The 26322-nt window shown below is 70.2% G+C and carries 18 protein-coding genes and 1 pseudogene; 10 read left to right on the top strand and 9 right to left on the bottom strand.

The genetic code is table 11. The features are described from left to right. Positions 1 to 82: 82 nt before the first annotated feature. The 3 genes from PV341_RS10530 (at position 83) to PV341_RS10520 (ending at position 3676) form a co-directional block, all read left to right on the top strand. The gene (locus PV341_RS10530) at positions 83 to 1204 is read left to right on the top strand and encodes a GuaB3 family IMP dehydrogenase-related protein (RefSeq protein ID WP_499513468.1); all 1122 of its coding nucleotides are present in this window, start codon (positions 83 to 85) and stop codon (positions 1202 to 1204) included. Between the two features lie 369 nt (positions 1205 to 1573). Next, entirely contained in the window at positions 1574 to 2407 is an 834-nt protein-coding gene (locus tag PV341_RS10525; protein WP_500328100.1) for a glycosyltransferase family 2 protein, read from the top strand. Positions 2408 to 2461: 54 nt separating this feature from the next. After that, positions 2462 to 3676, top strand: coding sequence for a cellulase family glycosylhydrolase (locus PV341_RS10520; RefSeq protein ID WP_500328099.1), 1215 nt, complete (start codon positions 2462 to 2464; stop codon positions 3674 to 3676). Positions 3677 to 3698: 22 nt separating this feature from the next. Here PV341_RS10520 and PV341_RS10515 read toward each other — a convergent pair whose 3' ends face one another. The 8 genes from PV341_RS10515 to PV341_RS10480 all read right to left on the bottom strand — a co-directional run bounded on the left by PV341_RS10515 (position 3699) and on the right by PV341_RS10480 (position 14315). Next, the gene (locus PV341_RS10515; RefSeq protein ID WP_500328098.1) at positions 3699 to 4868 is read right to left on the bottom strand and encodes a glycosyltransferase family 4 protein; all 1170 of its coding nucleotides are present in this window, start codon (positions 4866 to 4868) and stop codon (positions 3699 to 3701) included. Beyond that, positions 4865 to 6154, bottom strand: a complete 1290-nt coding sequence (locus PV341_RS10510) for a polysaccharide pyruvyl transferase family protein (RefSeq protein WP_500357467.1) — start codon at positions 6152 to 6154, stop codon at positions 4865 to 4867. Before PV341_RS10510 ends, PV341_RS10515 begins: the two co-directional genes overlap by 4 nt. Beyond that, positions 6151 to 7476, bottom strand: coding sequence for a lipopolysaccharide biosynthesis protein (locus PV341_RS10505; protein ID WP_500357465.1), 1326 nt, complete (start codon positions 7474 to 7476; stop codon positions 6151 to 6153). The genes PV341_RS10510 and PV341_RS10505 overlap by 4 nt, the downstream gene beginning before the upstream one ends. After that, positions 7469 to 8608, bottom strand: coding sequence for a glycosyltransferase family 4 protein (locus tag PV341_RS10500; RefSeq protein WP_500357463.1), 1140 nt, complete (start codon positions 8606 to 8608; stop codon positions 7469 to 7471). Before PV341_RS10500 ends, PV341_RS10505 begins: the two co-directional genes overlap by 8 nt. Beyond that, entirely contained in the window at positions 8605 to 11166 is a 2562-nt protein-coding gene (locus PV341_RS10495) for a DUF2206 domain-containing protein (protein WP_500357462.1), read from the bottom strand. The genes PV341_RS10500 and PV341_RS10495 overlap by 4 nt, the downstream gene beginning before the upstream one ends. Continuing rightward, positions 11163 to 12272 (bottom strand): glycosyltransferase family 4 protein, encoded by a 1110-nt coding sequence (locus tag PV341_RS10490; protein ID WP_500328091.1) that lies wholly within the window; start codon positions 12270 to 12272, stop codon positions 11163 to 11165. The genes PV341_RS10495 and PV341_RS10490 overlap by 4 nt, the downstream gene beginning before the upstream one ends. Positions 12273 to 12278: 6 nt before the next feature. After that, positions 12279 to 12866, bottom strand: coding sequence for a hypothetical protein (locus tag PV341_RS10485; protein WP_500328089.1), 588 nt, complete (start codon positions 12864 to 12866; stop codon positions 12279 to 12281). Between the two features lie 351 nt (positions 12867 to 13217). Next, complete coding sequence (locus PV341_RS10480; protein WP_500357460.1) at positions 13218 to 14315, bottom strand: LamG domain-containing protein; 1098 nt, start codon at positions 14313 to 14315, stop codon at positions 13218 to 13220. A 686-nt stretch (positions 14316 to 15001) separates the two neighbouring features. Here PV341_RS10480 and PV341_RS10475 point away from each other — a divergent pair. From PV341_RS10475 to PV341_RS10455, 5 genes are all read left to right on the top strand, one after another. After that, on the top strand, positions 15002 to 16342 hold the full coding sequence (locus tag PV341_RS10475) for a glycoside hydrolase family 26 protein (protein ID WP_500357459.1): 1341 nt from the start codon (positions 15002 to 15004) through the stop codon (positions 16340 to 16342). A 351-nt stretch (positions 16343 to 16693) separates the two neighbouring features. Then, positions 16694 to 18205 carry a glycosyltransferase family 2 protein gene (locus tag PV341_RS10470; protein ID WP_500357457.1) on the top strand — a complete coding sequence of 504 codons (1512 nt, stop codon included), beginning with the start codon at positions 16694 to 16696 and terminating at the stop codon, positions 18203 to 18205. A gap of 20 nt (positions 18206 to 18225) precedes the next feature. After that, positions 18226 to 19464 carry a glycoside hydrolase family 113 gene (locus tag PV341_RS10465; protein ID WP_500328084.1) on the top strand — a complete coding sequence of 413 codons (1239 nt, stop codon included), beginning with the start codon at positions 18226 to 18228 and terminating at the stop codon, positions 19462 to 19464. 16 nt (positions 19465 to 19480) lie between these two features. Further along, positions 19481 to 20581, top strand: a complete 1101-nt coding sequence (manB, locus tag PV341_RS10460; RefSeq protein WP_500357455.1) for a mannose-1-phosphate guanylyltransferase — start codon at positions 19481 to 19483, stop codon at positions 20579 to 20581. A gap of 49 nt (positions 20582 to 20630) precedes the next feature. After that, positions 20631 to 22703, top strand: a complete 2073-nt coding sequence (locus tag PV341_RS10455; RefSeq protein ID WP_500357453.1) for an acyltransferase family protein — start codon at positions 20631 to 20633, stop codon at positions 22701 to 22703. A 48-nt stretch (positions 22704 to 22751) separates the two neighbouring features. On the opposite strand, the gene PV341_RS10450 is transcribed toward PV341_RS10455, so the two are convergent. Continuing rightward, the gene (locus tag PV341_RS10450; protein ID WP_500357452.1) at positions 22752 to 23987 is read right to left on the bottom strand and encodes a nucleotide sugar dehydrogenase; all 1236 of its coding nucleotides are present in this window, start codon (positions 23985 to 23987) and stop codon (positions 22752 to 22754) included. A 355-nt stretch (positions 23988 to 24342) separates the two neighbouring features. Between PV341_RS10450 and PV341_RS10445 the strand changes: the two genes are divergently transcribed. Beyond that, positions 24343 to 26049, top strand: a complete 1707-nt coding sequence (locus tag PV341_RS10445) for a glycerol-3-phosphate dehydrogenase/oxidase (RefSeq protein WP_500328077.1) — start codon at positions 24343 to 24345, stop codon at positions 26047 to 26049. Positions 26050 to 26151: 102 nt separating this feature from the next. Continuing rightward, positions 26152 to 26322 (top strand): annotated as a pseudogene (locus tag PV341_RS10440) (serine/threonine protein kinase); the annotation flags it as partial.

The following is a 26322-nucleotide window of genomic DNA, read 5'->3' as shown; positions in this document are numbered from 1 at the left end:
GCGGCGCCGCACGGCCGCGGGCTTCCGGCTGCCCTGCCTGGGATACTGGACGGGCAGGCCACGAAGGAAAGGCATAGCGACAGTGACTGAGATCGAGATCGGGCGGGGCAAGCGCGGCCGCAGGGCATACGCATTCGACGACATCGCCGTCGTCCCGAGCCGCCGTACGCGGGACCCCAAGGAGGTCTCGATCGCGTGGCAGATCGACGCCTACCGGTTCGAGCTGCCCTTCCTGGCGGCACCGATGGACTCCGTGGTCTCCCCGGAGACCGCGATCCGCATCGGCAACCTCGGCGGCCTGGGCGTGCTCAACCTCGAGGGTCTGTGGACCCGCTACGAGGACCCCGAGCCGCTGCTCGCCGAGATCGCCGAGCTGGACGACGCCTCCGTCACCCGTCGCCTGCAGGAGATCTACGCGGCGCCGATCAAGGAGGAGCTGATCGGCCAGCGCATCAAGGAGGTGCGCGACGCCGGTGTGGTCACGGCGGCCGCGCTCTCGCCGCAGCGCACCGCGCAGTTCTCCAAGGCCGTGGTCGACGCCGGCGTGGACATCTTCGTCATCCGCGGCACGACGGTCTCCGCCGAGCACGTGTCGGGCTCCCACGAGCCGCTCAACCTGAAGCAGTTCATCTACGAGCTCGACGTCCCGGTCATCGTCGGCGGCTGCGCCACCTACACCGCGGCGCTGCACCTGATGCGCACCGGTGCCGCGGGCGTCCTCGTCGGCTTCGGCGGCGGCGCCGCCCACACCACCCGCAACGTCCTCGGCATCCAGGTGCCGATGGCGACCGCGGTCGCCGACGTGGCCGCGGCCCGTCGCGACTACATGGACGAGTCCGGCGGCCGCTACGTGCACGTCATCGCCGACGGGGGCTTCGGCTCCAGCGGCGACCTGCCCAAGGCGATCGCCTGCGGCGCCGACTCGGTGATGATGGGCTCCCCGCTGGCCCGCGCCACCGACGCACCCGGCCGCGGCTTCCACTGGGGCATGGAGGCCACGCACGAGGAACTGCCGCGCGGCAAGCGCATGAACCTGGGCACCGCCGGCACGACCGAGCAGATCCTGCTCGGCCCCTCGCACGCGCCCGACGGCTCCATGAACTTCTTCGGCGCGCTGCGCCGCGCGATGGCCACGACCGGCTACTCCGAACTGAAGGAGTTCCAGCGGGTCGAGGTCACCGTGTCGCCGACGCACCACCGCTGACCGCCGTTCCAGGCTCCAGGGGCCCGTACCGCCGCCCGGCGGTACGGGCCCCGGTGCGTTCCGTGGGTGACCGGCGGATGCCGCGCGGAGGAGGGGGTGTTCGGCCGAGCCGGTTCCGGATCGGCCACCGGCGGACCGTCACATGTCGCTGTGGGCAAGGGACTTACGGGGGATGGGCGACAACCGGAAGGTTAAGCGCCGTGGATGAGCATGTGATTTTCGGTTACGATCGCGTATCCGTGGTTCTGCTGTGCTAACCGTCGTCTACAGTGTTCGATGCCATCGGACGGTCCGGCTGGGGGGTGGGAGAGCACGGAAGCCGGGTCTTGACTTGGCCTCTGCGCACACTGCCAGCTGGGGGAGCCTGCCGTGTCCACTCTGTCCATCGTCATTCCCGCCTTGAACGAGGCCGAGAACCTGCCGCACGTCTTCGGGACGATCCCGCTCGAAGAACTCGCCGCGGAGGGCTGGGGCGTCGAGGTGGTGATAGCGGACAACGGCTCCACGGACGGCACCGCCGAGATAGCCGCGTCCTACGGAGCCCGGGTCGTCCACCAGCCGTTGCGCGGCTACGGCAACGCCTACAAGGCAGGGATCGCCGCGGCGTACGGCAACGTGATCGCCACCGGTGACGCCGACTGCACCTACCCCTTCGACGACCTGCCCCGGCTGCTGAGGATCGTCGACGAGCACCAGGTCGAGTTCCTCAACACCAACCGGCTCGGCCCGGAGAACCGTGCGGCGATGAAGCCCTCCCACACCGTCGCGAACCACGCCCTCAGCCTCCTCAGCCGCGTGCTCTTCAAGAGCGGGATCCGTGACTCCCAGAGCGGCATGTGGGTGTTCCGCCGCTACATCTGGGAGACCCTCAAGGTCACTTCCGACGGTATGGGTTTCTCGCAGGAGATCAAGAACGCCGCCGTGCGGGAGGGCTTCCGCTGCATGGAGGTGCCCATCGAGTACCGGCCCCGCGGTGGCCAGGTGAAGCTCAACGCGCTGTCCGACGGCGTGGCCAACCTGGCGCAGCTGTTCCGCCACCGGCTGCGGGACAACGCCCTGCGCACCGACACCAGGGCCCAGTGGTACGACCGCTCCACGCGGCCCGAACCGGCGCCGTTGATGTCCGCGCAGCGGCAGGCGCAGTCGCCCCAGGTGGGTGACGCGGAGTGGGAACGAGTGCCGAGCGAGCACTACACCGCCTGACGGGTACGTCCTGGGGCGGGAGGACCTGATGAATGATTGGCCTACGCTGTGCGCATGGTGAAGGATCCCAGTCGACGGCAGCGCCTGCTCGTCGCCCTCGTGGCGTTCGTGGTGTCCGCGGTCGCGACCATCGTCGCCGCGTCCATGCCGTCGAAGAGCCCAGCGGCCTCGCCGCCCGTCACCGGCAAGCCGTCGTCGTCGCCTTCCGAGGCGGAGGCCGGCGGCGTGCGCGAGGTGAAGATGGGCATCTCGTACGGCGACACCCTGACGTGGAAGTCGGACGCGGACCTCGCACGGGGTCTGGACGACGCGGTCGCAGTCGGCGTCACCTGGGTCCGGATGGACCTGTCGTGGAACAACATCCAGCCGGATTCGCCCTACACCTATTCGTGGCACCGCTTCGACCGGGTCGCCAAGGCAGCCAAGGCCCGCGGTCTGAAGGTGCTCCCTGTGCTCGCCTACACCCCGAAGTGGGCGCGTGTGGCGGGCTGTACGTCCGGCCAGAGCTGCGCACCGGCCGACCCCGAGATCTTCGCCAGCTTCGCCAAGCTGGCCGCCGAGCGGTACTCCGCGATGGGGATCCACACCTGGGAGGTGTGGAACGAGGAGAACATCGGCTTCTGGAAGCCCGCCGCCGACCCGAAGGGCTACACCATCCTCCTCCGGGCGACGAGCCAGGCACTGCGGGCCGCGGACCCCAAGGCGTACGTCATCATGGGCGGCCTCGCGGTGGCCAAGACCGAGCCCGCGCGCCACAGGCTCTCCCAGACGGACTTCCTGACCGCCGTCTGCAAGCTCGGCGGCAATAAGTACGTGGACGCCGTCGGCTACCACCCGTTCAACTATCCCACCCTGCCCAGCGCGACACCCGGCACCGGGACCGCCTTCGAGCGGATCAGCAACTTCCGGGAGAACCTGGTGGGGATCCTGGACAAGTACGGCACCCCCGACATGCCCATCTGGCTCACCGAGACGGGAGCACCGACCAGCGGGCCCGGTGAGGTGTCGGACGGCAAGGTGGTCCCGCCGGGGACCACGCACGTCACGCAGGCCCGCCAGGCCGAGATCGCCACCGACACGATCCCGGCCGCGGTGGCGAACCCGTACGTCGAGGCGATGTTCTGGTACACCGACCAGGACCAGGCACGTCCCGAGGAGAAGAAGTCACGGTCGCTGTACTACGGGATGCGCAGCTACGACGGCACGAAGAAGCCGGCCTTCGAGGCGCTCAAGGCCGCGATAGCCGCCTACGAGCGCAAGAAGAAGTAGCGGCCCCGCGGGCCGGCCGTCGCTACAGCGCCAGGAACAGCCTGATGTAGCGCTCCATCAGGCCGTCCCAGGCGAAACGTCGTTCCGCCTCCTGCCGGCCCCGCGCGCCCAGCCGGTCGGCGAGCGCGGCGTCGGTCAGCACCCTGCGGCACGCGGCGGCCAGCGCGCCGGGATCGCCGGGCGGGACCAGGAGCCCGGTCTCGCCGTCCGTCACGACGTGCGGGATGCCCCCCACGGCGGCGCCCACCACCGGGGTGCCACAGGCCATCGCCTCGACCAGCACCATGCCGAAGGACTCCGCCTCGGTGCGCGACGGCAGTACCGCGAGGGCGGCCGTCCGCACCGCGTCGACCAGGGCGTCCCCGGTCAGTTCGCCGGCCGCCTCCACCCGTTCCGCGATGCCGAGTTCCGCCGCGAGCCGCAGATGGTCCGGCACCGCGTCGCCGCCGCCGACCAGGCGCAGCCGCGCATCGGGCACCTCTGCCGCCAGCCCGGCGAACGCCCTCACCAGGACGTCGACGCCCTTCCAGGCCGACGAGCGGTCCATGCGGCCGACGTATACGACCGTGCGGGGACGTTCCGCGGCGGGCCGCCCGGGGGTGAACCGCTCGACGTCGACGCCGGGGGTGATCTCGACCGCGTGCGGGTGCCCGGCGGCCAGCGAGACCGGCGACACCGCCACCAGCGTCCGCGCCCGCCGGAACACCCGCGGCAGCACGCGGCGTTCGTACAGGCCGATGAGCCGGTCCGCCGCACCACTGCCGGGCTCGCCCTTGTGCATCGAGCCCGCGTGGTAGGTGAGGACGGCCGGCCGCTTCCCGGAGACCGCCACCGCCAGGTCGGCCAATCCGGGGACCGGGGCGTGGGCGTTCACCACCTCGGCCCCGGTCCGGCGCAGCCAGCGGCGTAGTTGCAGCGGCCACAGGGGGCTGAGCGGGGTGTTGGACAGCTTCAGCCAGGCGCCGAGCCGGATGACCTGCACGCCCTCCTCGACGTCGACGGTGGTGCGGAGTCCGGAGAGCCGTGTCGTGATGACGACCGGACGCAGCCCGGGGGCCTCGGCGACCGCGCGGGCGATCCGGGCCGCGTAGTTCTCCACGCCGCCGACCTTGGGCGGGTAATACGGTGCGACCACCGCCACCGTGCGGGTCCGGCGACCGTGCTCCCCGAGCCGGTCCGTGCGTACCGTCACGCGACCTTGGCCGCCCGCTCGGTTCCCTGACGGGTGCCCGTGTCCGCGGCGGCGCGGAGCAGGGCGGGGAACTCCTCCGCCCGGGCGATGTACGCGGGCAGCCGCTGCTGGAGCACCGCACGGTACGCCTCGGGGTTCGCGCGGAGCTTGTCCACCAGGGCCCACAGGGCCGGGTAGGTGACCTCGGCGATCGGCACGACCCACTCACCGAGGCCGAGGTCGGCCATGATGCCCCGTGTCTTGTGCTCGTACTCGATCGCGACGCACGGGACACCACTGGTGAGCGAGAAGATCACCGAGTGGAAGCGGGTCCCGATGAGCAGGGAGCACTCGCCGTACAGACCCTTGAGGTCGCGGTAGTCGACGCGCTCCTCGATCCGCAGCGGCGCGGTCGCGCAGTAGTCCGCTATACGACGTTCGACGATGCGGTCGTCGTCGCCGAGGTAGTCCGTGGTCACCTGGGGGATGAGCACCACGCGGGCCCCGTCCGACTGGAGCGCGTCGATCGTCCGGGCGAGCGCCCGCTCGTAGAGCTCCTGGGCGGCCGGAGCGAGCCAACGACGCGCGGTGAGACCCACCAGCGGCTCCTGGGCCCCGACCTGGAGCCTGCCGCGCCAGTTGGAGGTGACCTCGGGCGCGAAGGCGAAGCCGGAGTCGATGGCACGCTGCACCTGCCGCGCGGACACGCCGCACTCCTCGAGCAGACCGACGCTCACGTCCTCGCGAGCGAGCACCAGCGCCGCGCGGCGCAGTACGCGGCCGACCAGCAGGCGCTGCGGCTTGCCGGGGAACGGGCCGAAGGACTGGGGCGCGAAGACCACGGGCACCCCCGCCTTCTGCGCCAGCAGCGCGGGCAGCAGGACGAAGAACACGTTCTGGTATCCGTCCAGCCCGGGCCGTGCGAGGAGGTACCCGCCGCCCATGGACACCACCATGTCCGCCTCGGACACGGCGTCGGCTTCCCGGCGCGCTTCCACGGGGAGCAGCCTCAGCAGCACATTGGCGACGGCCCGTGGCAGCAGCAGGGCCGCCGTGCCCACAAGAGCCACCAGCAGCTTGCGCAGCAGGCGCCGGGACCGGGACACCCCGCCGTCGGCGACGTGGCGACGGATCGAGCCGAGGTTGTCCACCCCCTCGAACGAGGGGTGGGCAGCGGCGTCCTCCATGCCCGCGATGGCGAGCGTGGCGCCCGGGAATGCCTCCTTGACATGGCGGAGGCAGACCGACAGCAGGGCGGCGTCCCCCGCGTTCTCCCGCACGTACGCGTTGATGACGACGATTCTCACCGGTGGTACCCCTCGACTGGGCTCATGTCGGGTTCTTCCATGGGGATGCCCGGTTCCGAAGCCCGCAGCTGCGGCACGGCCGCGCGCTTGCCGAACAGGGCGACGGCGGCGTAGAGACCGCTGGCGAGGTTGCCCACGCCCCAGGCCCAGCCGAGCCACACCAGTCCGCGAGGCGCCCACAGCGCGGCCAGACCGATGGTGACCACGGCGTAGACGACGTTGCTGAGGACCAGTTGCGTCATCTTCCGGGCGAGCTTGAGGGCGAAGCTGGCCCACGTGTTCAGTGCGACGGCAAGGGCTCCGCAGGCCAGTACGGTGAGCAGCGTCTGCGCGCGGTCCGTGTAGGGACCTCCGAACATCCGCAGGAGGAGTCCGCTGCCCAAGGCGACGACGAGGACCGAGGGCACCTGCACCGCGGCGATGATGCCGGCGGACCGGCGGAGCAGTACGGAGAAGCGCGAGGGATCGTACGAGACCTCGGCGAACACCGCCTCACCGACGGAGAACGACACGGAGTTGAGCAGGTTGGCGATCTGGAAGGCGATGAAGTAGTAGCCCGCCGCCGCCGCGCCCAACTGCTCCAGGACGATCAACGGGAGGACCAGCAGCGGCGCGAGGTTGAGCAGGCTGGAGACGTAGCTCGCGAGGGAGAAGCGGAACTGCTCCAGCATCCGGGTGCCGCGGGCGCGCAGGTGGAACCGGAAGCCGAGCCGGCGGCGCATCAGGATCAGCGAGACCAGCGCCGTCGCCACGTAGCCGCCGCCGTTGGCACCGAGGATGCCGACCGAGCCGTAGGCGACGAAGGCGACCGGCAGGGCCAGCTTGACCAGCCCCTGGAGCAGGCCGTAGACCAGCGCGTTCTGATGGGCCATGCGGGCGCTGACGAAGACCGAGAAGGTCAGCTGGCTGACCGCCGCGCAGATGCAGAAGATCACGAACGCGGCGGCCGCCGACGCGTGGTCGCGGACGAAGACCAGCTTCTGCGCGTAGACCGGCAGGCCGAGCAGGTAGACGGCGGCGATCACGGACGAGACCGCGCCGACCAGCACGAGGGACTGGGTGAGCTGTCCGTTGCGGGAGGCGGCCGGCGCCGGGAAGCGGATCAGCGTGCTGTTCAGTCCGAACAGGCTCAGATAGGAGATCAGAGAGGTCGCCGATATGAGCGATGTGGCGAGTCCGACCTGTTCGGGGGTGTAGAAGCGGGCCACCACGACCCAGAAGACGAAGCCCAGTCCGGCCGTGGTCACCGTGGACGCCATCAGGAAGAAGGAGTTGCGGTACACCTGGTCCTGCGACAGGGCGCGCTTGCCGTTCCTAGCCATGGGTGGTCGCTCCCGCCGCCTCGCGGTAGCACTCGGACAGCGCGCTCACGTGCTCCTCCCAGGCGAAGGCCGTCGTCGCGAGCTCGCGCGAGTACCGGCCCATGCGCTCGCGCCGCCGCTCGTCCCCGGCGAGCGCGGACAACGCGGAACGGATCTCCTCGGCGTCCCGGTCCAGCAGTGTGACGCGCGACCGGTCCAGACCGTAGGGCGCGTAGCCGGGGTCGTCGGTGGTGACGACGGGCAGGCCGGAGGCCATGGCCTCCTGGACGGTGAGGGGGAAGCCCTCCGCGGTCGACGGCAGCGCGAAGACGTCGCAGGCCCGGTACGCCTCGGCCAGTTCCTGCGGGGGCAGCCCGCCCAGGTGGTGCACGCCCGGCCGGCCCGCCAGGGCGGCGGAGTCGCCGTCCCCGGCGAACACCAGGTCGTAGCCAGCGGAGGGGTCGTGGCCGGACAGCAGCAGGTCGTAGCCCTTCTTCGGCACCAGGCGCCCCACGAAGAGCACCAGCGGCCGGTCTTCGGGCAGCCCGAAGCGCTTGCGGGCCAGCGCCCGCTCCTCGACCGAGGCGGCCGGCCGGAAGAGGGCGGTGTCCACGCCGTTCGCGAGGTGGCGGGCCCGGGCGGGACGGGCGCCGTGGCGGAGTACGAAGTCCGCGACCGAGGCGTTGAGGGTGATCACCGTACGGGCCCGCCGCAGCAGGCCGCGTCCGGCGACGGCGTACACGGCCCGCTGCACCCCGCGCACCAACGCGGACGGGTGTTCGACCAGGGCGACGTGCTGGGTGACCAGGTGCGGGGTGCGGGTGAGCACGGAGGCGAGTCCGGCCGTCCACGAGGTCAGGTACAGGCAGTCGTGCACATGGACCACATCGGCCCGGCGGGCCCAGCGGAGTGCGGCCGTCAGCAGCCTGGGCGACAGGACGGGGAAGGGCACGCCGGCCCGCTCCGCACCGTTCCACGCCGCGACACGGACGACGCGTACGCCGTCCTCCTGGCTGATCGCGCTGCGCGTGCCGCTGGTGAGCACCGTGACGTCGGCACCGCGCGCGGCGAGGTGCACGGCCTCCATCCGGACGACGTTCTCGATGCCGCCGACGTGCGGCGGGTAGTAGTGGCTGACCAGGAGGACCCTCATCGGTAGATCCTCGCTCCCTCGCTGCTGTAGATCTCGTTCTTGGTCGTGTCGAGGAGGCCCGTGGGGTAGCGGAAGGTGACCAGGTCGCCCCGGTAGGAGAACGTCATGCGTCCGGTGCGCACGGTCGAAGTGCCCAGCAGGACGTAGGAGTCGGTGCGCAGCTTGGTCGGGAAGACGTCGCCCACGACGGGTCCGGTCAGGATGGTCTGCTGCCGGTTGAAGGTGAAGCGGTCCGTCTGCACCAGGGACGGTTTGCCCTCGGCCGCGAAGCGCTGCGACAGCCAGTAGGCGGCCATGCGCTCCTCGGCGCTCGGGTAGTACACGTCGTAGTACTGGCCGGCGTTGCTGAGCTGCAACTGCGGCGGATAGCCGCCCAGCAGCTTGGGCACCACGCCGGTGAGGTCCAGGAAGAGGGCCACCACCAGCGCGTACACCGTCACGGTCCGACGGCGCCCGGTCCAGCGCAGGGCGGAGAGCATGCCCGCCGCGATGAAGGGCGCGAAGAAGAACAGGCCCTGCTGGAAGGCGCGGAGCACGCCGTAGTCGACGGAGAGCTGGGGCACGACCGTGAGGACCCCGAGGAGGGCGATGGCGCCGATGGCCAGCGTGGTCTGCTCGCGCCGTGGGCGGAAGGCCCCGCGTCGCCCGACGTCGATGACGATGAGGCCGATGATCAGCAGGAGCTGCATCATGCCGGCGGTGAACTGGCGCAGCAGGGAGTTGACCGTGGTCGCCTTCAGGCCGATGCCTTCCAGCACCCGCCCCGCGGCGGTGGGGGCCATGTTCTGCTTGGGCACGACAGGGGTCGCGTAGGCGTCCACCGTCTCGAGGGGCAGGTACGTCCCCTTCGCCCGGTCGGCGGTCGTCTCCCGCACGGTCTCCTCGCGGTAGTCGCCCAGCCGCTGCTCGGCCGTCAGCGAGGGCCCGCCGCCGAAGAGGCTGTACGAGGTGTCGGACGAACCGACGCGCGCGTGCCCCGGGTTCTTGATCTCCTGCACGACCGCGCTCAGCGTGCTCCGCAGCTGCCCGCTCGTGTGCGTGACCGGGCCCGCCCAGGCCAGTGCCATGACCGCTGCCCCCGCCACGATCCACCAGGTCAGGAAGGGCGCGGCCTCGGTAGGGCGGTATTTGCGCTGGCGCGCGCGCCTGGACCTGTAGCGGTCCACCGTGCGCCAGATCACGTCGGCGACGAGGGCGACCCCGAGGACGACGATCACGACGTAGATCGTCGAGTAGTGCGAGAGCGTGATGCCGGCCAACAGCACCACGAAGGCGATCTGCCGCACGCGCAGGGGCCGCCCGGAGTCGGTGAGCACGACCATGCCGCAACCGAGCAGGACGAACGCGACCTCCTGGCGGCCCAGGAAGGTCATGTCGGACAGGAAGGTGGGGAAGAGCATGAAGAAGACGGCCGACAACAGCGACACCAGATGCGGTGCGACGTTGCGGACCGAGCGGTGGACGAGCACCGGAGTGAGCGCGAACAGCAGCGGCAGCACGATCTTGAAGATGTAGACGTCGGGGATCGCGGTGAGCCGGAACACGCTCACGGGCAGCAGCGTGATGCTCAGGCAGGCGTTGTAGGCGTCGGGGTACTTGGAGACGTCCCAGAGCGATCCGCCGAGCGTCAGCCGGTAGTACTCGTACTCGCGCTGGATGTCGTGTCCGGTGATGGACCAGCCGCGCAACGAGTTCAGCATGAGCAGCGCGGTCGCGCCGAGGAACAGGCCGGTCTCGAGGACGGTGACCGGGTAGCGCCGGCGGCGGACCATCAGCAGGACCAGCAGCGCGATGACGGCCGGCATCGCAGCCGTGCTGACCGCCCCGCCGTAGCCGTTGTTCAGCCTGATGGGCCCTGCGACCGACAGCACCAGGGCGACGCCGGCGAACGCACCCACGGGGATCGCGCCCGGGGGCAGTCCGTCGCGGAGCCAGGACCTGCTCTTGTCGGCCCGTTCCTCCTCCGGCACGAACGCGCCGATCACGATGAGCGTGAGCGCCGTGGCCCCGGCCAGGGACACCCTGGTCAGCGGGCGTTCCACCCCGGCCAGTGGCAGCACCGTGTTCACGGCGAGGGCGATCACGAGATCCGTGACGACCGCCATGCCGACGGCGAGCAGGAAGCTGCCGTCCCTGGTGGACACCACCCGGGAGGCGACGCCGCGCCACACCGCGACGGGCGCCCCGAACAGCAGCCACAGGCCGGCCACCGTCAGCAGCACCCCGGGTACGCCGGGCAGCATCTCCACGACACAGGCCACCGCGATGGCGAGCAGCACCCCGAGGCGCCCCCGTACGAGGTCCGCGAGCCGCAGGCCGGCGGCCTGGGCATCGCCCGCCGACGCCGCGTCACGGCGCGGACCCCGGCCCTGCCGCTTCCGTTCGTGCCCGGACCCGGCCGACGAGACGTCGCTCTCGGCCGGCTCCGGCTCCCGCTCCCGCTCCCGCTCCCGCTCCCGCTCCGGCTCCGGTTCCAGATCCGCGTCGTCCGCCTCGACGGCCCACGACGGGCGGGAGGCCGTGCGCCGACCGCTGCTTCCCGTGCCACGGGCCGTCATACGCCGGCCTCTGGGTAGACGTGGGCGTAGACCTGCTCGACCCGGGCTGCCACGGCCTCCCAGGAGTAGTCGGGGGCCGTCGCGGCACTCCTGCGGGCGAGCCGCAGGCGCAGACCGGGGTCGGCGGCCACCGAGTCGATGGCGGCGGCGAGCGCCGCCGGTTCGGGAGCGGCCAGCAGCCCGACGCCCTTGAGCAGTTCGGCGGTGCCGGGGACGTCGGTCGCGACGACCGGCAGGGCGGCGGCCATCGCCTCCAGCGCGACCAGCGGCATGCCCTCCCGGTCCGAGGGCAGCACGAAGACGTCGGCGTCCGCGTACGCCCGCACCAGGTGCTCGCCGAGGAGCCCGCCCGAGAACTCGACGTTCCGCAGCCCCAGTTCGGCCGCGTGCGCCTCCAGCTTCTCCCGCAGCTCGCCGTCGCCGACGATCCGCAGCTGCACCGGCTCCCGCAGCAGGGCCGTCGCCTCCAGCAGCCGCGCCACGTTCTTCTGCGAGCTCAGTCGGCCGACGAACAGCAACCGCAGGGGACGTTGCGCCGTCTCCCGCACCGGCATGAAGTAGCCGGCCCCCACGCCGTTGGGGACGACGAACACCCTGTCCGCCCGGACGCCGTACGTCTCGCGGACGAAGGCGCCCTGCTCCTCGGTCAGCACGATCACCCCGGCGGCGGCACGCATCGACCGTCCGAAGACGTGCTTCTTGTAGGCGGGCAGCAGCCCGCCCAAGCGCCCGGAGGCTTCGACGTCGAGGTGGAAGTGGAGGATGAAGCGCTGTCCGCGCACGCGGGCGATGACGGCGACGAGCTCGGGCATCAACGCGTGCGCACAGTGCACGTGCAGCACGGCGTCGCGCGGCGCGCGCACCGCCAGCGAGACGGGCAGGCCCGGTGCGACCGCGGTGTGCGCGACCTCGACCGCGCGGTGCCGCCGTATGGTGACCCGGCCGGCGCCGTAGCGGCGCGGTCCGCCGTCGGCACCGAGGGCGGTGGTGACGACCCGCACGTCGTGGCGCTGCCCGAGCTGGATGGCGAGGTGCTCCACCACGCGTTCGAGCCCGCCCAGATGGGGCGGGTAGTACGGGGTGATCTGCAGAATGGTGCGTCGCATCAGGCTTCAGTCTCGTACGTCAGGGGGCGGCGTACCGAGCGGCCCGGTCACGGCCTTCGGCGTCACGAAGTTGTAGTGCAATGTCTGCTCGTGGCCGACGAGGGCCACCCGTACGAGCGTCGTGCCCGTGGTCTTGGTGAAGCGCGTGACGACGGGCACGGCTTTGCCGTCCTTGGGTTTCAGCCCGACCGTCCTGGTGGCCACGACCTTGCCCTTGGCCGATTCCAGCGTCAGCTTCAGGCGCAGCGGTGCCGGGCCCGTGCCGTGGGCGTTCACGGCGACGGGGACGATCAGCGTGCTGCCGTCGAAGCGGGGCGCAGCCGTGAAGTAGATCTCGGTGAACGGGGCCGGCTGCCGGGTGAAGGACTCCAGCAGCACCGTGCGCACCGACGGCACCGACCAGAGCCCGGCTCCCAGAGCGACGGCGACCACCACGGCCACCGCCGCACCGGCGATCCTGCGTCGCGGCGAGGCCGGGGGACGGCGTGTCTCAGGGTCCTGCTGGTCCACAGGTGCCTGGCGGGGTGACGGCTGATCCGCTTCGGGGTCCGGTTCCGGAGCGTGGTCGTCGGGCTCGTCGGTCGGCTCGGTCATGGCGTTCCGCACCGCTCTGCGGTCTCCCGGCCCTCGGCCGCCGGGGCCGTGCCACCGGGCAGGGGGGACACCTCACCGTACGCAGGGATGACTCCGGACAGGCTTCTCATGTGTCATCCCCCCCGGGCGCTCGTCGGGGCGGCAAGCCCGTATGAGTTTCTCCGCAAGGCATCTCGGTGCATGGGAAGGATCGCCGACGCTTGGTGGCGATGACGGGGAACTCCGGCCAACGAAGCTCGCCGCTCACCCGGCAGTCAATGAAGTGCGGAACGGATGCGACTCTAGTCGAATACCGCGAACCACTGTCGATGGTGTGACCAACTCGTGATGGCGAACGGGCAAAAGCGCTCGTCAGCCGACAAGCCAGGAGGCGATGGGCTTGGCGTCCCCGCCCGCCCCACCCTTCTTGAGGCCCGCCACCTGGTCCGGTGTCAGTGCCTTGTCCCAGACCATGACGTGACCGAGGACGCCGGCCCAGTAACCTCCCCACACCCCGTGCGTACGGACGCGGCCGAGTTGCAGCGGACCCTTTCCGGCCCAGATCCCGGGGACCTTCGTGGAATCGGCCGGATTCCCGTCCACGTAGAGCGCGATCGTCTTCTTCCCGGCGTCGTACGTGCCGGTGAGCAGAGCCCACTGGCCGACCGTGTTGACGTTCGCGGCCGCCTCGGCCTGCAGGATCGTGCTGTCCGCCCCGCCGTCGGCGGTCTGCACCTTGAAGACCCACGTGCGGTCGGCGCCCGAGGCCTCCCGGCCCAGGCTGAACGAGGGCGAGACCCCGTCACCCTGGCTGATCGCGGAGCGGGAACCGCCCGGGGCCTCGTTGTAGACCCATGCCGAGATGCTGAAGCTCTTGGTGACGTCGATCAGTTGCGAAGCTGACTGGGCGTAGGAATTGCCGTTGCTCCTGAGCCTGACCACGAAGCCGTTGGTCACCTTGCTCACCCCGGCGTCCGGCCCGAGGATGAGGTTGTTCTGCCCGGACTTGTCCGCGAGGGCGTTGTCCTCCCCGGGGACCGTCGGCGAATCGGCCGTGGCGGTGGAGGAGACCGACGCGCTGGGGGAGGGCGACGGGGCGGCCGCGTCGTCCGTGTCCTTCGTGTAGTGGAGTGCGACGACGCCCGCTCCCACCCCGAGCACGCACGCCACCAGGACGATCAGACCCGTCCTGAGTCTGTGGCGGCGACGCTGCCTGGTCTCGTTGGCGTCGGCCAGGGCCTGCCAGTCGGGCTGGGGCGAGTAGGAGGGCTGCTGGTAGCCGGTGGCCGGCCCGAAGCCGGGTTGCCGGTACCCGGGCTGCTGCTCGGGTATGTGGTGCTGCGGGTACCCGTAACCGCCCGGTGCCGCGGACGGCTCGGGAGCGGACGGCTCGGGAGCGGACGGGGTGTTCCAGGGGCTCCGCCCAGGAGCGGCAGCCGCGTCTTCCGGGTTTTCCACGGGGTCAGTCACATCACGGATGCTAGAGCAGCACCGTGGTGTCCCGTAAAGCTACTTCGCGAGCGTTCCTGGTCCGGTTCCTCACCCGGAACGGCGAGCCGCCGGAGGAGCACCGTCTCCGGTCCGGGTGCTCTTGATGACCTTGTGCACGCCCAGGGGGAACCTCCCTGCCCGGCGAACACCACGATGCCGATCACGACGGGGGCCCACAGCCGCGAGGCGTACTTCGTCCGGTCGGCCAGGGACACGGCGACGCCGGCCGTTGGTGGTCCGGGCCCTTCGTCATGCGCGGACGCCGCGGACCGGCTCACGTGACGTCGGACACGTCACGCCGTTCTCCGGTCCGGCCGCCCTCGCCGGGAACGTGCAGCCTGGGCCGATCAGTTCGAGCCATCCCCGGAGGCAATCGTTCCGTAACCAAAGGTTTCTCTTTCTACTGATAGGCAAGATGCAGATAACGGACAGTCGGTGCCCCTCGGGCATCTGGCGTCGCCGGGAGTCTCATATATGCTTCCGATGCTCGGCTGCGTGTTCGACTCGACCGGGTGCTCCGAGCTCAAGAAGTTCCAGCGCGTCGAAGTGGCGGTGTCGCCGACGCGCCACCGCTGACGGCGCGGCACCTGCCCGCAGCGTGAACAGTGGCGCCGGCGGGCCGGCGCCTCGGTGCCGGCCTCGCACTGCCTGGGGGACTTCTCCTGATGCGTAAAGGGTGGATCCGATATGCCCTGTTCGGCGCGGTACTGGGGGTATTGCTGCCGCTGATCGTGCCGGACTCGGCGCAGATGGGCACAGTCGCCGCGCAGCGCATCGGGACGGATGTGCGAACCCGGGACCCCGAGGCGTCTTCGTCGGCTCGTGCGGTGTACGCGATGCTCGCCGGGCTGGAGAACGACGCCCGCGCCGGCCGGCCCACCCGCACCGTCATCGGCCAGCACGACGAGCTGCAGAACGAACGCTACAACGGCACCTACGGCGACTACCCGGGGCGCAAGCAGCCCGGCTACTACTACCGCAAGCCCGCCGACATCACCGGGCGCCTCCCGGGTTTCCTGGAGGTGGACCTGGGTCCCGGATACGGACAGTCGTCCTGGGGTGTCGGTGAGCCGCGCCCCTACTCCGCCGCGTGGCCGAGTTGCCGCCCGTACTGGGGCTACACCAACGACGCCACGGACTTGGCCGTCGGTGTGTGGGAGGGGATGGACGCCGGTTCCCACTGGGACTGCTCCGGCGGCCGCACGGTGACGCTGCCGGGCAACGGCGGTCGCCCGGCCGGCATCGTCGGCATGTCCTTCCACGAGCCCTATCCGGGCAGCCCGGTGAAGGGCTATGCCGACACGCTGTGCCGTAACTCACCCGCGGCGCACGACCCGAAGTGGTTCGCCCGGGTGGTGACGCCCGGCACGGCCGAGCAGCACGATCTGCTGGTCGACCTGTCCTTCCTCGCCGACCACCTGGCCTACCTCGCCGCTCGTGATGTACCGGTGCTGCTGCGGCCGTACCACGAGATGAACGCGAGCGGCTGCTCCGGCGGGTTCTGGTGGGCCGGCCAGCGCCCCGAGTTGTACCGGAAACTGTGGCGGACGATGTACGACTACCTCGTCGGCACCAGACGCCTGCACAACCTGATCTTCGTCTGGTCGCCCAGTCCGTGGGAGGGGAAGCACGGCACCGATCCCTGGGCGTACTACCCGGGCGGTGAATACGTCGACGTGGTGGGAGTCGACGACTACAGCGACACGCCGGAGCGGCCGTTCCGGGGGGAGCCGTGGACTCAGATCTGGTACCGGGGGTTGGCGCACTACGACAAGCCGCGCATGATGGCGGAGTCCTTCCACGTCCCGCTCTCCGCCGCGCAGCCCGCCACGCTCACGGCGGCGCCATGGGTGATCTGGAACGTATGGGGAAGCGGACTGACGGACCACAACTCGCCATCGGATGTGCGGCGGACCTACTATGCGCCAGCCGTCCTTACCGGCGGCACTTCGACACAAGGCGGACGTTTCGACTGGGGATCACTGCACAAGCCGCCTGATCGCTGATCGAACGCACTCGCGCTCCTGCGCGACGAGCCGCGCAGCCGCAACCGTAAAAGGGTTGTACGGACGCGGTGTGAAGGTTCTCACGGCCCGGCGAAGTTGATCACCGGAGATCTAAAAGTCCAGGTCAGCGCCTGGCCTCTGGAGTAACACGTGTACCGTACGGTTAACTTTTGAACACAAGTTCTCCATGGGATTCCCTTGTATGGCGCAAGCGTGCGAGGATCGTGCTCCTGTTCGGTCAGTGGTTTAGGCGCCTGGGGGGCATCTGAGCGCCACTGGCCAAAACGTCCGAAAGTCGTTGAGGGGTAGGGGCCCGGGACAGGACGTTGTCGTGGTAGGCCCAGCCGTGCCATGACCGGGATTCTCGCTGGCTCAACGCATTGTCATCTGCAGGGGAGTTCAACAGTCGCCATGGCCGTCACACAGGTCGATGGGGTTGTGCCGCACTCGCGGCACAACGCCAAGTTGGCACAACGCACCGCCGCTTGGAAGCCGGGGATGCTGCCGTTCCTGATTCCCTTCACGCTGCTGCTGGCTTTCGGTCTGTGGTCGTACTCGCCCAGCCGGACCCCGCTCAGCTGGGCGCTGAGCATCGTCTGGTCGCTGCCCGTCGTGGGTGTGCTGGTGGGTATCCAGGGCGCGTGGCTGATCCGCCGCAGGATCAAGCGCAGCGTCAACATGGTGCCGCCGGCCCCTGTCGAGCAGGACTTCCTCATCGTGCTGGTGCCGACCATCGGACGCCACGACACCTATCCGGCGCTCGAGCGCTCCGTGCTCTCGTATGTCGAGCACCTGCCGGAATGGTTCCCGTACATGCGCGTGGACGTCCTCACCGAGGAAGGCTGCGAGGCCGCGGCGGACATCGACCGGCTGGCCACCGTCCACCCGCTGATCCGTGTCGTCACGGTGCCCAAGGCGTACGCCACGGCCAACGGCACCCGCTTCAAGGCACGCGCCAACCACTACGCGCACGAGATGCGCATCGCCGAGGGCGAGGCGCTCGACGACGTGTGGGTGCTGCACATGGACGATGACACCGGGGTCGGCCCCGACACCGCGGCGGCGCTCGCGCAGTTCATCAACCGCCAGCGGCGCGCTTCGCCCGAAGAGGCCAAGCACATGGCCCAGGGGATTCTCACCTACCCGCGCGAAAGCGCGGTCAACATGTTCACCTGGCTCGCCGACGCCGTGCGCCCCGCGGACGACATCGCGCGATTCCGGGCGCTCACCGGAATGGGAACCCCGGTGGCCGGCGTGCACGGCGAACTCCTCGTTCTCCGGGCTTCGATCGAAGCGACGATCGGCTGGGACTTCGGGCCGAAGGCAATTGTCGAGGACGCACAACTCGCCCTCTCGTTCTGCCGTCGTTATCCGGGACGCAGCGACTGGTTCAACGGCCGTTGCTACGGCGCTTCTCCCGCCACCGCCAAGGATTTCGTGAAGCAGCGCGACCGGTGGGCCTGGGGTCTGGTCGCCCTGTGCTTCAACCGGACGATCCCGCTCCGCTACCGGTGGTTTCTCGCCATCTGTGTGGCGACCTGGATCCTTGGTCCGCTCCAGCACATCGGCGCCGTGCTGCTGTTCGGCTGGCTCATCAACGACATGAACACCTCGCCCGTGACCCAGTCCGTGGTCATCCTGTGGGCCCTCAACTTCGCCTACGTCATCTGGACCTACTGGGAGGGTCTGCGGCTGAACGCGGTCGCGTCGGCCAGCGGCCGGCGCAAGTGGTGGGAGCCGATCGTCGTGGTCGCTCTCATCCCCGTCTTCTCCGTGATGGAGGGACTCGGCGGCTTCAAGGGCTTCCTGAGGTTCGTCCGGCGCGAAGAGAACAAGTTCGTCGTCATCGCCAAGCCCGCCTGACCGCCCGGAAGACAACTGACATGCGCTCGCGCCTTCCCCTGCTCGCCGTCTTTCCGGTGAGCGTCCTCAGCATCGTGCTGGGCACCCCCTTCGTCCTCGGCGACCACCCGGTCCGCTGGGTGTCGGGCTCGGCGATACCCAAGATCGTCGTTGGCGACGCCGGGGACTCCGCCACTCCGAAGGGCGACGTCACCGACACACCGTCGGCGTCCTCGCCGTCCGATTCCCCGTCTTCCCCCGCCGAGGCCCTCCAGGTCGCCAAGCCCTGGAAGAAGGGCATGGCCCAGTGGGGCGTACAGCTCTACTGGGAGGAGGAGAAGCGGAAACGATCCGACACGTTCATCGAGGCGCAGGCCGGCAAGCAGGCGAAGTACCTCATCGGCCTGGGCGCGAACTCGGTGTCGGTCTCGTTCCCGTTCTTCATCGAGAACTCCACGTCCAACAAGCTCTCGGCCGGTGCCAAGACCCCGTCCCCGGAACGTCTCGAGCGCGTGCTGAAGGTCTTCAAGGACGCCGGGTTCCGCACCACGATCCGCCCGATCCTGGACGAAGGCACCCTGGAGCAGTCGAACGGCTGGCGCGGAAACATCGAGCCCGACTCGCGGTCCGCCTGGTTCGCCTCGTACAAGCAGTTCCTCACCCCGTACCTCAAGGTCGCCGACGACACGAAGGCGGACACCTTCGTGATCGGTACCGAGCTGAACTCCCTCGAAGGCGACACCGGCTGGGACAGCCTGGTCACCTACGCCGAGAAGGACTTCTCCGGGGAGGTCGCCTATGACGCCAACTGGGACAACTACGTCTCCGGCCGGATCAACATGCCGGTCAACCACCTCGGCGTCGACGCCTACTTCCCCATCAAGGTGCCGGACACCGCTCCGGTCCAGGACCTGGTCGAGGGCTGGAACGACTGGCTGGACAAGAAGGCCACCGGTCCGCTGCCGAACATCCTCGTCTCCGAGACCGGCATCGGCGCCATGGACGGCGCCTACCACGCCCCCGGTGACTTCTACGTCAAGCGGGCCGTCAACCCGCAGGTGCAGGCGCATTGGTACGACGCCGTCTGCCAGGTGGTGCAGGAGCGCAAGATGCAAGGCATCTACTGGTGGTCGCTCTGGTTCGACGACGACCCGAACACCAAGCCCGACGACAAGGTCGCCTCCCGGCTCGACTTCGCCGGGCGCCCCCTCTCGGAGAAGGCCATCAAGTCCTGCTTCACCTCTGACTACGCGGGACCCGGTACCACCCCCACCAGCTGACCGAGCGGAGGCAATCATGCAAGAAGCCATCATCCTGGTGGGCGGCAAGGGAACCCGCCTGCGCCCGCTGACGAACCACACCCCGAAGCCGCTGCTCAATGTGGCGGGCTCGTCCTTCATCCGGCACCAGATCGCCAAGCTGATGGACGCGGGGGTCGAGCACGTGGTGTTCGCCACCTCGTACCTCGCCAGCCTCTTCGAGGAGGAGTTCAAGGACTTCTCCCGGGATCTGCGGATCTCCTACGCCGTCGAGGACGTCCCGCTCGGCACCGGCGGGGCCATCCGCAACGCCGCGCGCCTGCTGCGCGGCGGCCCCGCCGACGCACCGGTCCTCATCCTCAACGGCGACATCCTGTCCGGCGTGGACCTGCGCGCCATCCTGGCGCGGCACGAGGAAAAGGACGCGGACGTCACCCTGTACCTCACCCGGGTCGCCGACCCGCGCGCCTTCGGCCTCGTCCCCACCGACGAGGACGGCCGGGTGCTGTCCTTCCTCGAGAAGCCCAAGACGGCCGAGGAGTGCGTCACCGACCAGATCAACGCCGGCTGCTATGTCTTCGGCCGGTCCGTGCTGGACACCATCCCCGCCGGCCGCGAGGTCTCGGTCGAGCAGGAGACCTTCCCGCAGCTCGTCGCGCAGGGACGGCGCGTGTTCGGCCACACCACGGATGACTACTGGCGCGACCTCGGTACGCCGCTGGCCTTCGTCCACGGCTCGGCCGACCTGGTCACCGGCAAGGCGACCTCCCCCCTCGTGGAGACGCCCGCCGACAACCTGATCCATCCCACGGCCTCCGTCGACCCGACCGCCCTCGTCACGGGCGGCTCGACGATCGGCCCGCATGCCCTGATCGGTCCGCACGTGGTCGTCGATCGCTCCATCCTCGGTGCGAACGTCACCGTGGCCGAAGGCGCCCGCATCCGCGAGTCCGTGGTCGACCACGACTCCTCGATCGGCAGCGAATCGTTCCTTCACGAGGTCGTCGTGGGCTGCCACGCCCACATCGGCGCGCAGAACGAGCTGCCCGCCCAGCTGCGGCTGTCGTGCGGCATCCGCATTCCCGCCCAAGGGGTGCGCGTCAGCGGAACGGCTGTCGCCTGCCCGACGGTCCACTGAAGCAGCCGGTCGGCCCCCGCGGGCCCAACCGGGCATTTTCTGGAGAATCGTGACCACCCACGCCTCAACGGCCGTCAGTCCGCAGCCTTCGCACCGGCACCGGCCGGAGCCCCAGCCGGAGAAGACGGACCGCCTGCGCAAGTACCGCCCGGACATCCAGGGTCTGCGTGCCGTCGCCATCATGATGGTGGTCGCGATGCACTGCGGCATCCTCGACATCCACGGCGGCGTGGACGTTAGCTTCGTGCTCAGCGGCTTCCTGATCGGCGGCCAGATCCTCGCCGAGATCGACAAGACCGGGAAGGTCTCGCTCGGCAAGTTCTGGGCACGGCGTTTCCGCCGTCTGTCCCCGTCCATGGCGATCACCATCGTCGCCACCGCCGTCGCCGCGTGGATCTTCGGTAGTCCGCTGCGCTTCCGCGACTACGTAGCCGACGGTCTCAGCGCCTCCCTCAGCTTCCTGAACTGGCGCTTGGTCGAGAACGGCACCGACTACTTCGCCAACGACGGCACGCAGTCGCCGTACCAGCACTTCTGGTCGCTGGGCATCGAGGAGCAGTTCTACGTCGTCGCCCCGATCCTGCTGGTTGTGGCGGTCTGGCTCAGCCGCAAGATCTTCCGCAACCGATTCCTGGTGGTCCTCGCGTTGCTGGCCGTCATCGCGGGCTCCTTCTACCTGGGCTGGACGAAGACGGCGGAGAACCAGCCGCTCGCCTACTTCGCCACCCACACCCGGATCTGGGAGATCACCACCGGCGTTCTGCTCGCCCTCGCCGCCCCGCTCGTCTCCCGAATGAACACCGGATTCGCGGCCGTCCTCACCTGGCTCGGTCTGGGCACCACGCTGGTCACGGCCATGCTCATATCCGACGCGACCCCGCTGCCCGGCTACGCGGTGGCCGGTCCCGTCGTGGGCGCCCTGCTGGTGATCGCAGGCGGCTGCGCCAACCCCAGGTTCGGCGCGGAGCGGCTGCTCGACAACCCCGTGCTCGACTTCATCGGCAACGCCAGCTACGGCTGGTACCTGCTGCACTGGCCGCTGCTGGTGCTCTGGCCGTCCATCGTGGACCGCGAGTTCACCATGTCCGACCGATTCCGGGTGGCGGTGCTGTCCTTCCTGCTGGCCGTCCTCATGCACTACGTGGTGGAGCGCCGCTTCAAGCGGAACACGCAGTTGGTGGCTCGGCCGTGGAAGGGCATCCTCACCGGATTCGTCCTCACCGGCGTCGGGGCCGGCGCGATGGTCCTCGCCACGATCGTCCCGCTGCACCTGGCGACCTCGCCCTCGGCCAGCACGGTCGCGGTCGGGTACACCAGCAGCTCGTCGGTCGAAGAGTCCGTGCACCGCACGCAACTCTCCGCGGCAGTGCAGAGTGCTCTGCCCAGCGCCCCCAAGAACTCCGCCGAGCACGGCTGCATCGACAACTTCGACGTCAAGAAGTTCGTGATGCGCGACGGCTGTGTCGTCGGTGATCCGAAGGGCTCGAAGACGGTCGTCCTCATGGGTGACTCGCACGCCTGGCAGTGGAGCGACACCTACCACGAGGTCGGCAAGGAACTCGGCGTACGCGTGGTGACCATGACGAAGGGCGGCTGCTCGCCGCAGATCTACCACATCATCAACCCTCAGGTGAACCGCGAGTACACCGAGTGCGACAGCTGGCGCCAGTCGGCCTTCGCGGAGCTCAAGAAGATGCACCCGGATGTCCTCGTCATCGCGGACCGAGCCCGTCGTGAGGCGAACCGGGCCGGTGCCGAGGCATCGTTCAAGGTGTTCAAGGAGACCGGCGCCAAGCTCGTCTACATGACGGACACCCCGGAACCCGGCCAGAACATCCCGGACTGTCTCGCCACGCACATCGACGACACCACCCTCTGCAACCGCAAGCAGTGGCAGGCGCTGGAGTACACGGAGTTCCGCACCATGGAGCGGGAAGTGGCCGAGAAGTACGGCGCGGACATCATCGACACGACACCCGCGTTCTGCGCCTTGGACGTGTGCCCGGCGGTCATCGGCGACCAGATCGTCTACTTCGACAACAGCCACATCACGTCGTCGTACTCGAAGACCCTGAAGCCCTTCCTGGAGCCGGCTCTGAAGGAGATCCTGGACAAGGCGTAGCGCCCTTCCAGGCCGGCCCGCCGCTCCTGGCGCCTGCGCCCGGGAGGCTCACAGCCGCGCGGCCGCCCCTACCGGGGTGGCCCCGCGGGTGTCCAGCATCAGCTGGGCCTTCACCGCCAGGCCCTGCATGTCGTAGGTGCGGTGGTGCTGGAGCAGGACCGTCAGGTCGGCGTGCGCCGCGGCCTCCCACAGGGAGTCGGCGCGGGGGACCGGGCGGTCCAGCACCCGCCACTGCGGGGCGTACGGGTCGTGGTAGCTCAGCTGCGCCCCCAGCTCGACGAGCCGGGCGCCGATCTCGCCGGCCGGCGAGCGCTCCTGGTCCGGCAGGTCCGGCTTGTACGTCACGCCCAGCAGCAGCACGCGCGCCCCGCGCAGCGACTTGCCGTGCTCGTTCAGCAGGGCGGCGGCGCGCTGCACCACGTAGCGCGGCATGCGGGCGTTGACCTCCTGCGCGTACTCGACCAGGCGCAGCGGATGGCCGCCCACCCGGCCCTGGTACGGCCGGTGACCGGGGTCCAGCGGCATGGTGTGGCCGCCGACCCCGGGGCCGGGGCGGAAGGCCTGGAAGCCGTGGGGGCGGGTCTCGGCGCAGCGGATGACGTCCCAGACGTCCACGCCGATGTCGTGGCAGAACACGGCCATCTCGTTCGCCAGGGCGATGTTGACGTGCCGGTGGTTGGTCTCCAGCAGCTGCACGGTCTCCGCCTCGCGCACCCCCCGGGCCCGGATGATCCGCTCGGTGAACCGGCCGTAGAAGACGGCCGCGGCCTCCGTGCAGGCGGGGGTGAGCCCGCCGATCACCTTCGGTGTGCCGGGGTGCCGCGCGGGGGCGTACGCCAGGTGGAAGCCGTGGCCGGCCCGCAGGCCGGAACCATCCTCCAGCAGCGGACGCAGGAAGTCCTCCGTCGTCCCCGGGTACACCGGCGACTCCAGGACGACGGTGCTGTGCGGCCGCAGCTGTCCGGCCAGCGCGCGGGCGGCCTCCGCCAGCGCCGTCAGGTCCGGCTCCCCGCCTTCCCCGAGCGGGGTCGGCGCGCACAGCACGGCCGCCCGCACCCGGCCCAGGGCGGCCGTGTCCGCGGTCGCGCGGAAGCCGCCGGCGAGCATCCGCCGCACGTCGGCGGCGGCCAGCGCCCCGCAGGGCACCCGGTTGCCTGCGTTGATCGCCTCCACGACGTGCTCGTCCGGGTCGTACCCGATCACCCCCAGCCCGGCGGCGCTGGCCGCCTGCGCGAGGGGCAGCCCGGCGTGGCCGAGTCCGATGACTGCGAGGTCTGCGGGCATGGGGGTCCTCTCCGGCGGCGGGGTGCGTCCTGGTACGTCCTGGTACCCAAATGGCGCGAAATCAGGCTAACCAGACAGGTAGCTGATATGACTGCACGCCACGCGGTCCGGCCCCCTCCTGTGGAGCCCGCCCCTCGTGCGCGAGTGGGTTGCGCCTGCGCCGGGCTGCCCGGTTGTTGTGTGCGGCGCCCTTGTGGTTGCTGTTGGGGGGTTTCCCGCCGCAGGCGCAAACAACCCGCACGGACGAACCGGGGACCGGCGGAGCCCGAAGTAGCCGGGGGCCACGACACGGGTAACGATCGTGGGGACGGGGAATGCGCTGAGGCGCGACCCCGCGTCACGACGGGAGGCCAGGATGCTGACGGCGACACTGGGACCGGCGGAGCGTTCCTCCGCGCTCGCCCGGATGGCGGAGCAGGAACTCGACGTACTCGTGGTGGGCGCGGGCGTCGTGGGCGCCGGGACGGCGCTGGACGCCGCGACGCGCGGGCTGGCGACCGGCATCGTGGAGGCCCGCGACTGGGCGTCCGGGACGTCGAGCCGGTCGAGCAAGCTGATCCACGGCGGGCTGCGCTACCTGGAGATGCTGGACTTCGCCCTCGTCCGGGAGGCCCTCAAGGAGCGCGGTCTGCTGCTCCAGCGCCTGGCGCCGCACCTGGTGAAGCCGGTGCCGTTCCTGTACCCGCTGCAGCACCGGGTGTGGGAGCGCTTCTACGCGGGCGCCGGTGTGACGCTGTACGACACGATGGCGTTTTCCTCCGGGCACGGCCGCGGTCTGCCGCACCACCGCCACCTGAGCCGGAAGAACGCGCTGCGGGTGGCGCCGTGCCTGCGGAAGGAGGCCCTGGTCGGGGCGCTGCAGTACTACGACGCGCAGATGGACGACGCCCGGTACACGATGACGCTGGTCAGGACGGCCTCCGCGTACGGCGCGCTGGCCGCGAACCGGGCCCGCGTGATCGGCTTCCTGCGCGAGGGCGAGCGCGTGGTGGGCGCCCGGGTCGAGGACGTGGAGGCCGGGGGCGTCTACGAGGTGCGCGCCCGGCAGATCGTGAACGCCACCGGGGTGTGGACGGACGACACGCAGGCGCTGATCGGGGAGCGCGGCCAGTTCCACGTGCGGGCGTCCAAGGGGATACACCTGGTCGTGCCGAAGGACCGGATCCACTCCTCGACGGGGCTGATCCTGCGGACCGAGAAGAGCGTGCTCTTCGTGATCCCGTGGGGCCGGCACTGGATCGTCGGGACCACGGACACCGACTGGAGCCTGGACAAGTCGCACCCGGCCGCGTCCAGCGCGGACATCGACTACCTGCTGGAACACGTCAACTCCGTGCTCGCCGTGCCGCTGACGCGGGACGACGTGGAGGGCGTGTACGCGGGCCTGCGGCCGCTGCTGGCCGGGGAGTCGGAGGCCACCAGCCAGCTGTCGCGCGAGCACACCGTGGCGCACCCGGTGCCGGGCCTGGTGGTGGTCGCGGGCGGCAAGTACACGACGTACCGGGTGATGGCCAAGGACGCGGTGGACGCGGCCGTGCACGGTCTGGCGCACCGGGTCGCCGAGTGCGTCACCGAGGAGGTCCCGCTGGCCGGCGCGGAGGGCTACCACGCCCTGTGGAACGCGCGGGCCCGGATCGCGGCGCGCACCGGCCTCCACGTGGCGCGGATCGAGCACCTGCTCAACCGCTACGGCTCGCTCTGCGAGGAACTGCTGCAGCTGATCGAGGACGACCCGTCGCTGGGCCGCCCGCTCGGCGCGGCCGACGACTACCTGCGTGCCGAGGTCGTCTACGCCGCCTCGCACGAGGGGGCGCGGCACCTGGACGACGTGCTCACCCGGCGCACCCGCATCTCCATCGAGACCTTCGACCGCGGCACGCTCAGCGCCCGTGAGGCCGCCGAGCTGATGGCCCCCGTCCTGGGCTGGGACAAGGAGCAGGTGGAGAAGGAGGTCGAGCACTACGAGAAGCGGGTCGAGGCCGAGCGGGAGTCCCAGCGCCAGCCCGACGACCAGACCGCGGACGCCGCCCGGCTGGGCGCCCCGGACATCGTCCCGCTGTAGCCGCCGCCGGTACGCCGCGCGAGGCGTGGGCCACGGCTTTGGCGGTTCCCGTGGCCCGGCCGGATATCGTTCCTTCTCGTAGGTTGCAGGAAGGGGCGCGCGATGTCCGAGCTCGGACGCCTGGTGGCCGGGAGATACCGGCTGGTCGAGCGGATAGGCCGTGGCGGCATGGGCACGGTCTGGCGGGCCGAGGACGAGCTGCTGGGCCGTGCGGTGGCGGTCAAGCGCCTCCACCAGCCCCAGCCGCACCTGCAGGACGACGAGCTGGAGACG

The sequence above is a fragment of the Streptomyces sp. PA03-1a genome, from assembly GCF_033792805.1.
Taxonomy (GTDB): Bacteria; Actinomycetota; Actinomycetes; order Streptomycetales; family Streptomycetaceae; genus Actinacidiphila.
This window is presented reverse-complemented; position numbering and strand designations above follow the sequence as displayed.

Coding starts and splice junctions, on each gene's coding strand:
- PV341_RS10445 (WP_500328077.1), top strand. CDS start 24,343: ATGCTGACGGCGACACTGGGACCGGCGGAGCGTTCCTCCGCGCTCGCC.
- PV341_RS10470 (WP_500357457.1), top strand. CDS start 16,694: ATGACCGGGATTCTCGCTGGCTCAACGCATTGTCATCTGCAGGGGAGT.
- PV341_RS10490 (WP_500328091.1), bottom strand. CDS start 12,272: ATGCGACGCACCATTCTGCAGATCACCCCGTACTACCCGCCCCATCTG.
- PV341_RS10450 (WP_500357452.1), bottom strand. CDS start 23,987: ATGCCCGCAGACCTCGCAGTCATCGGACTCGGCCACGCCGGGCTGCCC.
- PV341_RS10500 (WP_500357463.1), bottom strand. CDS start 8,608: ATGAGGGTCCTCCTGGTCAGCCACTACTACCCGCCGCACGTCGGCGGC.
- PV341_RS10475 (WP_500357459.1), top strand. CDS start 15,002: ATGCGTAAAGGGTGGATCCGATATGCCCTGTTCGGCGCGGTACTGGGG.
- PV341_RS10520 (WP_500328099.1), top strand. CDS start 2,462: ATGGTGAAGGATCCCAGTCGACGGCAGCGCCTGCTCGTCGCCCTCGTG.
- PV341_RS10485 (WP_500328089.1), bottom strand. CDS start 12,866: ATGACCGAGCCGACCGACGAGCCCGACGACCACGCTCCGGAACCGGAC.
- PV341_RS10465 (WP_500328084.1), top strand. CDS start 18,226: ATGCGCTCGCGCCTTCCCCTGCTCGCCGTCTTTCCGGTGAGCGTCCTC.
- PV341_RS10505 (WP_500357465.1), bottom strand. CDS start 7,476: ATGGCTAGGAACGGCAAGCGCGCCCTGTCGCAGGACCAGGTGTACCGC.
- manB (WP_500357455.1), top strand. CDS start 19,481: ATGCAAGAAGCCATCATCCTGGTGGGCGGCAAGGGAACCCGCCTGCGC.
- PV341_RS10495 (WP_500357462.1), bottom strand. CDS start 11,166: ATGACGGCCCGTGGCACGGGAAGCAGCGGTCGGCGCACGGCCTCCCGC.